General features: G+C 69.2%; 9 protein-coding genes. 5 read left to right on the plus strand and 4 right to left on the minus strand.

Annotation, left to right across the window (positions count from 1 at the left end; all coding sequences use genetic code 11):
- The first annotated feature begins 38 nt into the window (after nt 1-38).
- Nucleotides 39-524, plus strand: coding sequence for a bacterioferritin (gene bfr, locus JWS14_RS22125; RefSeq protein WP_072938629.1), 486 nt, complete (start codon nt 39-41; stop codon nt 522-524).
- A gap of 52 nt (nt 525-576) precedes the next feature.
- Here the strand turns inward: bfr and JWS14_RS22130 are convergent, their stop codons facing one another.
- Together JWS14_RS22130 and JWS14_RS22135 are read right to left on the minus strand one after the other, a co-directional pair.
- Entirely contained in the window at nt 577-2,124 is a 1,548-nt protein-coding gene (locus JWS14_RS22130; RefSeq protein WP_072938627.1) for a Rieske 2Fe-2S domain-containing protein, read from the minus strand.
- Nucleotides 2,125-2,223: 99 nt separating this feature from the next.
- Nucleotides 2,224-3,051 (minus strand): hypothetical protein, encoded by an 828-nt coding sequence (locus tag JWS14_RS22135; RefSeq protein ID WP_206014367.1) that lies wholly within the window; start codon nt 3,049-3,051, stop codon nt 2,224-2,226.
- A gap of 89 nt (nt 3,052-3,140) precedes the next feature.
- Between JWS14_RS22135 and JWS14_RS22140 the strand changes: the two genes are divergently transcribed.
- Genes JWS14_RS22140 through JWS14_RS22150 form a run of 3 tightly spaced genes read left to right on the plus strand, consistent with a single transcriptional unit; the run spans nt 3,141 to nt 5,505 of the window.
- Nucleotides 3,141-3,896, plus strand: a complete 756-nt coding sequence (locus JWS14_RS22140) for a lysophospholipid acyltransferase family protein (RefSeq protein ID WP_072938622.1) — start codon at nt 3,141-3,143, stop codon at nt 3,894-3,896.
- Nucleotides 3,897-3,907: 11 nt separating this feature from the next.
- Nucleotides 3,908-4,639 (plus strand): lysophospholipid acyltransferase family protein, encoded by a 732-nt coding sequence (locus JWS14_RS22145; protein ID WP_095862821.1) that lies wholly within the window; start codon nt 3,908-3,910, stop codon nt 4,637-4,639.
- A 44-nt stretch (nt 4,640-4,683) separates the two neighbouring features.
- Nucleotides 4,684-5,505 (plus strand): Cof-type HAD-IIB family hydrolase, encoded by an 822-nt coding sequence (locus JWS14_RS22150; protein ID WP_072938619.1) that lies wholly within the window; start codon nt 4,684-4,686, stop codon nt 5,503-5,505.
- A 31-nt stretch (nt 5,506-5,536) separates the two neighbouring features.
- Here JWS14_RS22150 and JWS14_RS22155 read toward each other — a convergent pair whose 3' ends face one another.
- Nucleotides 5,537-7,690 carry an N-acetylmuramoyl-L-alanine amidase gene (locus tag JWS14_RS22155; protein ID WP_206014368.1) on the minus strand — a complete coding sequence of 718 codons (2,154 nt, stop codon included), beginning with the start codon at nt 7,688-7,690 and terminating at the stop codon, nt 5,537-5,539.
- 236 nt (nt 7,691-7,926) lie between these two features.
- On the opposite strand from JWS14_RS22155, the gene JWS14_RS22160 reads away from it, so the two are divergent.
- Nucleotides 7,927-9,507: a SpoIID/LytB domain-containing protein gene (locus tag JWS14_RS22160; protein WP_206014369.1), complete on the plus strand. Its 1,581-nt coding sequence runs from the start codon at nt 7,927-7,929 to the stop codon at nt 9,505-9,507.
- Here the strand turns inward: JWS14_RS22160 and JWS14_RS22165 are convergent.
- The gene (locus tag JWS14_RS22165; RefSeq protein ID WP_095862825.1) at nt 9,504-10,628 is read right to left on the minus strand and encodes a glycosyltransferase; all 1,125 of its coding nucleotides are present in this window, start codon (nt 10,626-10,628) and stop codon (nt 9,504-9,506) included. The two genes, JWS14_RS22160 and JWS14_RS22165, sit on opposite strands and share 4 nt — an antisense overlap.

Here is a 10,628-nt window from a genome sequence, read left to right on the forward strand (position 1 = left end):
GTGGTACGTTCGCCACAACCGGGGCGAACGGAGAAGTCATGCGTGGCGACGACGAGATCATTGCTCTTCTCAACGAACAGTTGACCAGTGAGCTGACCGCGATCAACCAGTACTTCCTGCACTCGAAGATGCAAGCCAATTGGGGATTCACCAAACTTGCGGACAAGACCCGGGCGGAGTCCATCGAGGAGATGACTCACGCCGAGATCCTCACCGACCGGATCCTGTTCCTCGAAGCGCTTCCGAACTACCAGAAGCTGCTGCCGCTGCGCATCGGGCAGGACCTGCGCGAGCAGTTCCACTCCGACCTCTCCATCGAAGTCGAGGTCGTCGAGCGCCTGCGTCCGGGCATCCAGATGTGCCGCGAGAAGGGCGATGCCACGTCGGCGAAACTGCTCGAGGGGATCCTCAAGGAAGAAGAGGATCACATCGACTACCTCGAGACGCAGATCGAGTTGATGGACAAGATGGGCGACCAGCTCTACATGGCCCAGCTCGTCGATCAGCCGCCGACCGTCGGCTGAACGTACCCTTCGACGCCTCAGATGCGCCGAAGGGTACATTCACCCGCCGGGGTCAGAGCTTGGTGGACCGCAGTTCGTGCCCCTTGGACGTCTTGCAGCGCCCCGACTCGAGGTCCCACTGCCAGCCGTGCAGGTTGCAGGTGAGGTTGGTGCCGTCGACGACGCCGAACTTCGACAGGTCGGCCTTCAGGTGCGGGCAGCGCCGCTGGATCTCGTAACCGCCGAGTTCGATCGACGCGGAGTCGTCGTGGGCCTCGGCGAACCAGCCGTCGGCGTACGCGATGCGCTCGTCGGTGAGGCACTTGAAGAACGTGTAGAGGAATTCGTTGTACCCGCCGACGCGCCACGCCTCGAAGCGGGTGGACAGGAAGATGGTGTTCACCCAGTCGGGCTCGTCGTCGCGCAGCACCGTGCGCACCAGTTCGGGGGCGATGCGGAAGCCGTACCGGTACTTGCCGTCCTTCTCGCCGCGCGGGCGGACGGTGCGCGCCGGGAAGTCGAGGACGACGGTCTCGTCGCCCATCACCAGGCCGACGGGGTAGCCGATGCCGTCGCAGATCAGGTCGGACTGCTTCATGATCGGCTCGAACTTCGCCTTCAGCGCCTCGAGCAGCGGCTCACCCTCGGCGGGGGCCCACGTGGCCTTCTCGGCGGCGAGGACCGGTGCCAAGCGCTGCGCCATGTCCTCGATGTATGCGGCCTTATCGGAGAAGATCTTGTCGACCTCGGCGTCCGGGATCGGGTGCGTGAGCGTCAGCTCGGCACCCTTCATGTCCGCGGTGGACCCCGGGATCATCAGGATCCCGCCGTCGTTGCCGTGGATCCGCATCTGCTCGAGGAACGTGATCTGGTCGGGGAAGATGTTGCCCTCGTCACCCCGGTCGTCGTTCAGGTAGCGCAGCGCGTCGTCGAGGAACACGGGCGGCCCCGCGGACGGCACCACCCACGTGGCCGCGACCTGCTCGATGTAGCTGCGACAGCGGTCCATGCCGCGCTGACGCTTCTGCTTGCCGAAGTTGGCCTTCGTCTTGGTCGGAATGTCGTAGACCATCGGGTACCAGATGGCGCCCGAGTACTGCAGCAGGTGGATATCGATCTTGCCGAACTCGTCGTGCAGGACGTCCATGTCGACGGGCCGGGCGTCGTTCATGTTGAAACAGGTGGTCTCGCCATCGGACACCACGAGACCCGAGTCGCCGATCGGACCGTCGGCGGGCGCGCGCAGCGCGATGATCATGATGTCCAAGTCACCTTTGGGCCCGGTGACCTTGTGCTTGACGGAGTCCTCGGTCTCGAAGAATTTGTGGAAGCCCAGCGCCTCGAGCTCACGCCTGAGGTCCGGCACCGGATAGTCGGGGAGCAGCACGGTCGCGTCCTTGTCGACGTGCTTGGCCAGGTTCTCCGGGTCGAAGTGGTCCTTGTGCAGGTGCGACACGTACAGGTAGTCGCAGTTGCCGAGGGTGTCCCAGTCGAGCTGCGTGTTGTCCGGAAACGGGAACCAGGACCCGAAGTACGCGGGGTTGACCCACGGGTCGCACAGGATCGAGCCTGCCTCGGTCTGGATGTGGAATCCGGCGTGTCCGACGCTGGTGACCTGCACTGGTATGCCTCCTGGGAGCTGAGCGACTGTTCCAGGGTAGGCGTTCCCCCCAGGTGAGTGACAATGCGCGCTCCAGCACACCGTGCCACTCACGTGCGGTCAGGTCACTTCGCCCAGGCAATATCCGTCGGGTCCGATGGACAGCGTGACCTGCTTGGTGACGGTCACACCGGACACGTCGGTGACCGGAACGGACACGTCCAGGTAGTCACCGCGGACGGGTGTGGCGGTCATCGCGTCGGCGGCGAACGCGGTGGTCCCGGCCAGGACGTCGGGGTCGAGCCGGAGCGGCGGACGGCCGCCTGCGCCCGTGCCCGCCGGGTCCCATGGGCTCAGGCCGGGGCAGATCAGCGGGTAGGCGGTCTCGGTGTCCGCCCGGTTCACCGGCGCGCCGGACTCCCGCGACAGGAACCGGGTGACGGCGTACTCGGCGTCGGCGGGGGTGTAGAAGTCGACGGTCCCGGCGGGGTGGACGTGGGGGCAGGCGTAGCCGGACGCGATCTCGCTGCGTTTGACGGACACCGTGGTCCCGCCGCCCGTCCACGACACCGCGAACTGCCCGTCGAGGCCGGGTTGCGCGAGCGCCCCGAGGATCGCGGACGCGTCGGCGTACTGGTCGGCGGCCTGCGCGGGCGGCAGCGTCCAGCATTTCGCGGGGACGGCGGCGGGCCGGGTGACCAGGTCGGTGGCCCAGGCTCTGACCGCGTCCACCGCCGCGGGGTTGCCGGGCACCTCACCGACGACCACCTGCGGCACGGGGGCAGGCGGTGTGGTGGTCGTGGGCTCGGCCGCGGAGGTGGGCGCGGACACAGCGTCGGCCGGGGGCTCCTCCGTCGGGATGCCGGACTGCGAATCGCACGCCGCCCCCGCCCCGAGGATCACCGCGACGACCGGCGCGATGAGCGCCCTCCTGCCCGTGCCACCCATGTCCAGCGCGCCCTTTCTGTCGACTCCCCACCGAATGTCCGTCCCCGACGGCGGGCCAGATCGCGGATACCCGGCTACGCTAGCCGATTGTGGAACCCGTCTACCGAACCGTCATCGGCATCGCCCGCACCGTATTCGCCCTCGAGGGGCTGAAGTTCACGGTGAAGGGTGATCAGCACATTCCGGCGACGGGTGGGGCGGTGATCGCGATCAATCACACCGGCTACATGGACTTCACCTACGCCGGACTTCCGGCCCGCAGGGTGAAGCGGTACGTCCGCTTCATGGCGAAGAAGGAAGTGTTCGACAACAAGATTTCGGGCCCGATCATGCGCGCGCTCAAGCACATTCCGGTCGACCGGGCCGCCGGCTCGGATTCGTACAAGGCGGCCGTCGACTTCCTGCGTCGCGGCGAACTGGTGGGCGTCTATCCGGAGGCCACCATCAGCCGGAGCTTCGAGATCAAGGAATTCAAGTCGGGTGCCGCGCGGATGGCGATCGAGGCGAATGTGCCGATCGTCCCGGTGGTCATCTGGGGCGCACAGCGGGTGTGGACCAAGGGGTTCCCGAAGCGGCTGGGCCGCACGAACACTCCCATCTCGATTGCCGTCGGTGAGCCGATCCAGCCGTTCGAGCCGGCGTCCGAGCTGACCGAGAAGCTGCACACCACCATGACCGCGATGCTCGCGGACCTTCAGCAGGGGTACGACCACCCGGCAGGGGAGTACTGGGTGCCCGCGCGACTCGGTGGCAGTGCGCCGACGCTCGACGAGGCGAACAAGATGGACGCCGCCGACGCCGAGGCGAAGGCGCAGGCCCGCCGGTCCCGGGAGACCGGTAGCTAGAGACGGTGGCGGTGGAGCCGGTCTACGCGGCTGTCGAGTCGACGGCCAGGGCGTTGTCCCTGTTCCAGGGGCTGAGGATGACGCGAGTCGGCCTCGACAACATCCCCGCCGAGGGCGGTGCGGTGCTCGCGGTCAATCACACCGGGTACCTGGACTTCGTCCAGCTGGCACTCGCGGTCGGTGCGGTGGACCGCAAACTGCGGATCATGGCCAAGGCCGAACTCGCGAACAACAAGGTGATGGCGTTCCTGATGCGCGGATGCGGGGTGATCCCGGTCGACCGGACCGCGGGAGCGGGCGCCTACCTCACCGCGGTGGAGCGGCTGCGCGAGGGCGAACTGGTGGGGGTGTACCCGGAGGCGACCATCAGCCGGAGCTTCGAGATCAAGGAACTGAAGTCGGGTGCGGCGCGCATGGCGATCGATGCCGGGGTGCCGATCGTGCCCGTCATCGTGTGGGGTGCTCAGCGGATCGCCACCAAAGGCCGGCCGAGACAACTTGGACGGCACCGCTTCCCGGTGACCGTCGAGGTGGGACGGCCGATCGAGCCGCGCGAACCGGCGGACGCCCTCACCGAGACCCTGCACGCGGAGATGGGCGCGATCCTGCGCCGGGTGCAGGACGGATTCGACCATCCGGCGGGCGCGTACTGGGTGCCCCGACGTCTCGGTGGCAGTGCGCCGACCATCGAGGAAGCCACCGAGCTGGACCGCCGCGAGGCGGAGGAACGCCGGTCCCGGTAACGGCCGCCCGGTGGCGTCGCGGGCCCGGCAGGCAGAATGGCTGGGTGAGCCCAGACCGACCGAGCCTTGTAGCGTCCGATGTCGACGGCACCCTGATCGGGGAGGACGAGCGCATCAGCGCCCGCACCCGGGACGCCGTCGCGTCGGTCGTCGCGTCGGGGACACCCTTCGTGCTGGCCACCGGCAGGCCCCCGCGCTGGATCCATCCCGTGGTCGAGGGCCTCGGCTACGCGCCGCTCGCCGTCTGCGCGAACGGCGCCGTCATCTACGACAGCGACAGCGACCGCGTGCTCAGCGCCGCGACCCTGGACGTGGACACCCTCACCTGGCTGTCGGCGATCGCGCTCGACGTGCTGCCCGGCGCCGGTCTCGCGGCCGAGCGGGTCGGGGTCAGCGCCCACGACGCCGCCACGCCGCAGTTCGTCAGCTCGCCCGGCTACCAGCACGCCTGGCTCAACCCCGACAACACCGAGATGTCCGAGAACGAGGTCGTCGCGGCCCCCGCGGTGAAGTTGCTGATCCGGGTGCCGGAAATGTCCAGTCAGGCGATGGTCGACGCGCTGGCGCCGCACATCGGGCGCCGCGCCGACGTCACGTTCTCCACCGACAACGGGCTGATCGAACTGTCGGCGGCGGGCATCACGAAGGCGTCCGGGCTCGCGCTGGTCGCGGAACGGCTCGGCGTGACGGCGTCGCAGATCGTGGCGTTCGGCGACATGCCCAACGACATCCCGATGCTGAACCTCGCGGGCCGCGGTGTCGCCGTCGAGAACGCGCATCCCGACGCCAAGGCCGCCGCCGACGAGGTGACGGCCACCAACTGGGACGACGGGGTCGCGAAAGTACTCGAGCGCTGGTGGTCCTGAGACCACCAGCGCCCGAGAGGGGGTAACCCGGTCAGCCGGCCGGAACCGGTGCCGGCTCGACGGGAGCGGGCGCGGGAGCCGGTTCGGGTGCAGGTGCAGGTGCAGGTGCAGGTGCCGGAGCGGGCTCGGCGGGGGCCGGCGGAATCTGTGCCGGGTCCGCGGGCGGTGCGACGGGAGCCGCGGCATCGACCCGGGCGCCGTTCTTGTAGGCCTCCGCGTAGGTGTCGTTGTACGTCTTCAACACCTTGGTCACGATGCCGGTGAGCTCGTTGAAGATCAGCGAGCCGTTCTCGAAGTCGGTGCGCAGACCGCCCGGGATCGAGTACTCGTCACTGGTCGGCAGGCCCAGTTCACCGTTGTCGGCCCCGAGGCTCTGCCACGTCTTGAAGATCTGGCCGAGGACCGCCCACACGCCGCCGTTGGGCGAGGTGAAGATGGCGCCGTTGGCGAACTCTGCGCCCGAGTTCCCGGCCTTGGCCTGCAATAGTCCCGTGATGGCCTGGCCGAGCCTGCCGGTGTCGCCGCCTTCCGCGACCCACTTCTGGGCGACGGGCGACGGATCGGTGAGCCGCAGCAGTTCGTTGACCAGGGCGGGGATCCCAGCGCCGAGGCTGCCGCTGGCATCCGTGCCCGGACCGCCGGACGGCGCCGGAGCCTCACCCGCGTGTGCGTCCGAGGCCAGCGACGCGTTGCCGCCAAGGTTGGCGGCCGCGATCTGCCGGATCTCGTCCATGTGCGAGTACGCCGCGTCGCCCGGGCAGGACGTGTTGCCGACATCGCGGTGCGCGAAGATCACCGGCAGGTCGACGGCCTCACCCTCCGCGTACGGGGTGAACTCGGTGCCCTCGGAGTACATCGTCGTCTCGCCGAGCGGGTCGAGTCCGGCCTTGCCGAGCTTCCAGCCGAGGAACTTGCCGACGGCGTCGAGCGTGGCCTGCGGCGGATCCTCGGACGAGAAGTCTCCCATCATCGCGACGCCGGTGGTGTTCTCGTTGAACCCGCCCGCGTGTGCGCCCTGGACGGGACGGTCGAGACCGCCTGCGCGGCCCTCGAAGATCTGGCCGTATTTGTCGACCAGCGCGTTGTAGCCGATGTCGCACCAGCCGAGCGTCTGCGCGTGGTACGCGTAGATCGCCCGGACGATCTCGGCCGATTCGGCCTTCGAGTAGTCGTTGGCGCCCGCGGTGTGGTGCACGGTTGCACCGCCGATGAAGTCGTCGTAGTCGGGGTCCTGGCAGCGGATGGACTCGTCCGCGCCCCACTGCTGTCGGCTGATGACCTTGGGGCCGCCGCTGTCGAGCGGGCTCGCGATGTCGCTGAGCGTGGCGTCGCCGGGGCCGCTGCCCGGTTCGATGAGCACGGCGGTGACGTCGTCGGCGCCCGCTCGTGCCGGCTGCTGTCGCAGCGGCGTGTTGACGGCGGCGGGGGTGTACCCGAGCGGCGCGGCCCCGCCGGCGGCGGGCGCCGGTGCGGGAGCGGGTGCCTCGGGTGCGGGAACCGCGTCCGGTGCGGGTGCGGGTGCGCCCGCCTGGGCGGGTGCGGAGGTGGGTGTGAGGATCTGGATCGCCTTCGTCAGCCCGACGTAGACGGGTTCGGTGGCGACCGTGCCGTCCGACGCGGTCTTGTCGGTGCGACGGGTGTCGATCATGTCGGGGGAGACCCACTGTCCCCACGTTCCGTCGGCCTGCAGCGCACGGACCTTCGACTCCGCGGACGCGAGGGTTTCGGACGTGAGCGCCACCATGCTGAACGGGGTGTCGCGGGACAGTTCCTTGACGATCGCGCCGGGCTGCTGATCGGCCGGGGGCAGGATCGCGGGGTCGGAGACGTCGCCCGGGGCGGGGATTTTCAGCGGGATCTGCAGGCTCGGGATCTGGATTCCGCCGGGGAGTTGCACGTTGCTGGGGATGTGGAGGTACGGCGGGATCTTCAGGTTCCGGAGGTCGCCGATGTTGACGTCCGGCAGGTTCAGCCCGGTCAGTTCCTTCAGCGGGATCACGATGTCGGGGATCTGCGACAGCACTACCTGCGCGATCTCGGTGGACACGGCGGAGTTGGAGGTTTCGTTCGTGGATCGGACGTCCGAGGGTGCGCTACTGATGCCGTAGACCGCAACGGGACTTGCGACAGCCAGCGCGGCGACAGCCCCGAGGACGATCGAGGGCTTCGGTCGACGGTGCGGCAAGGGGGACTCTCCTCAGTTGTAGTTTCCTGCGAGCGACCTCGCGTGTCTGCAACTCGTGATGCTTGTGTGACGGAAGAGACTGTTGTTGCTAACTCCAATCACTCTTGCCACACTAGTCACACAGGTCCATAACGCTCAACCTTACATTGAGACTTTATCCCGAATTTCTCGGACCCGCTGAGACGAGGTGCACGCCCCGTCTCAGCGCTCGTTGTTCAGCGATGAGGAGTGCAGTGATGGCGAAGACCGAATTCGGGGTTCGTGCAGGTAGACCTGCCTGGACTCGCAGGAGGCGGTACATCGCGGGCCCTCCCGCCCCGCGCGGGTTCAGGGCCAGACTTCTGCGCGCGTCGGCGCTCGGCATCGCACCCGTCCTCGTCGTCGGCGCCGTCACCGGCGTGGTCGTGCAGGTGCGCTCCTCCGGCCAGGACGTCCGGGAAACCGTCGCCTCCGACACGCCGTTCACGCTGTCCGGGCACGGCAACGGCCACGGGCGCGGGATGGGCCAGTGGGGCGCCTACGGGTACGCGAAGGATCAGGGGTGGGCGGCCGAGCGCATCCTCGGCCACTACTACGGCGGCACCACACTCGGCACCCTCGCCGACGCGCAGATCAGCGTCCGGCTGCAGGCGCGTGACGACCAGCCGCTCGACGTCTACTCCGACGCCGGCGCCGTCGTCGCCGGCAAGCCCGTCGGGCCGGGCGAGGCCGTCCACCTGACGCCGACCGCGGACGGCGGCGCCAACGTCGTCGTCACCCGCGGATGTGCCGGCGACGTCCTGTGGCAGGACGCCACCGACCACCCGTGGGTCGACCCGGTCGACCTCGCCCCGGACCGTCCCGCGAACGAACACCTCAAGCTGTGCGCCGGTGACACCCCCTACCGCGGCGCCCTCGGGGTCGCGCTCGACGGCGCCGCCGTGCGCACCGTCAACGTCGTCGACATGGACGACTACCTGCTGGGTGTGGTGCCTGCCGAGGCGAAGGCGGGCTGGGCCGACACCGGTGGGGCCGAGGCGCTTCGGGCGCAGGCCGTCGCGGCCCGCTCCTATGCCGCCGCCGAGAACCGGGAAGAGTACGCGAAGACCTGCGACACCCAGAGCTGCCAGGTCTACGGCGGTTCCTCGAAGGAGGACCCGCGGACCACGGACGCCGTCCGTTCCACCAAGGGCATGATCCTGACGAAGGACAACAAGCCGGTCGCTGCCGAATTCTCCTCGTCCACAGGCGGATACACCGCCGGCGGCGAGTTCCCGGCCATCGAGGACCAGGGCGACACCGTGTCGCCGAACCACGACTGGGTGGTGACCCTCACCGCGGGCGACATCGCGTCCGCGTTCAACGTCGGCGAGCTCGAATCGTTCGAGGTGGTCACCCGCAACAACTTCGGGGTCGACGGCGGACGCGTCACCGGTGTGAAGGTCGTCGGAACGTCGGGGACCGCCGAGGCGACCGGCGCCGAGGCGAGGGCGAAGCTGAAGCTCAAGTCCGACTGGTTCACCCTCGGTGACGGACTCGCTGTCCCGGCTCCGCCTGCCGCCCCCGGCGAACCCGACCCGTCCATCCTCGCCTCCGCCGGCGAGGACGAGGACACCGTCGGCACCACCGAGGGTTCGCCGATCACCGAGAAGTACAAGGAACTCGGCGGCGTCAACAGCACACTCGGCGCGCCGATCGGTCCCGAGATGATGCTGCCGTCGGAGGCCGGGAAGTTCCGGATGTTCACCAACGGCACCATCATCTGGACGAAGAAACTGGGGGCGCAGGTGATCGACGCCAGCGTGCTCCGCGAGTGGCTGCCGACCGGCGGCAGCTAAACGGAAGACAGCGGAGCGGCCCCCTCGAGCACGGCGAGCATCCCGTCGACCGACTCGGCCCAGCCGAAGTCCTCGGCCCGCCGCCGGGCCGACGCCCGGCGGGTGCGGGAGGGGATCTCGAGGATGCCGCTCACCGCGTCGGCGAACGCCGGGCCCCGGTCCCGGGCCAGGGCGCCGCAGCCGGGTGTGATGATCTCGGCGAGAGCCGAAGACTGTGACGCGACCACCGGCGTGCCCGCCGCCAGCGACTCGAGCGCCGACAGGCAGAACGTCTCGTGCGGTCCGGGCGCCAGCGATACGTCCGCCGACGCGAACAGCGACGCCAGGCGGCCCTTGTCGCTGATGAACCCGGTGAAGTGCACGGGAAGCCCCCGGGCCCGGTACTGAAGCGCCTCCCGCCGGGGGCCGTCGCCTGCGATGACCAGCCGGGCGTCGTGCCCCTGCCGCCGCAACAGCCGGACGGCGTCGATGCTCCGTTCCACCTGCTTCTCCACCGACAACCGGCCGCAGTGCAGAAGGAAACGCTGCGCCGGATCGGCGAAGGAGTCGCGCATCTCCTGGTCGTGTTTGCCGGGGTGGAACATCGCGAGGTCGACACCGAGCGGGACCCGGTGCAGGTTGGGGGCCCCGATCCGGGTGAACTCCTCGCTCGCGAAGTCCGTCGTGCAGACCACGGCGTCGTAGTTGCGTGCCATCCGGCGGTTCGCGACGTCGGCCCAGCCGCGGGCCACGCGCCGGGGAGCGAACTGGCCGAGCAGCCGGTCGAGGCGCTCGTGTGACACGACGACACTGCGCACCCCGCGGGCGCGGGCCCAGCCCCCGAAACCGCGCAGCGTCAGCCGGTCGGACACCTCCAGGACGTCCGGTCCGAGCCCGGTGACGACGTCGGCCACCCTGCGCGGATCGACGACGCGATAACCCCCGGTCCAGGGGATGGTCGGAGCGGACCGGGTGATCCGCAGGACCCCACTCGGCAGCAGCTCCTCACAGTCCCGCTGACCTGGGACGACGAGGATCACCTCGTGTCCGCGTTCGACGTACCCCTGACCCCAGTTGTGGAGGGCGGTGCGGAGCCCGCCCGACCGCGGTCCGTAGAAGTTCGCCAGCTGGACGATGCGCAC

It is taken from the genome of Rhodococcus koreensis (assembly GCF_017068375.1).
Lineage (GTDB): Bacteria > Actinomycetota > Actinomycetes > Mycobacteriales > Mycobacteriaceae > Rhodococcus_F > Rhodococcus_F koreensis.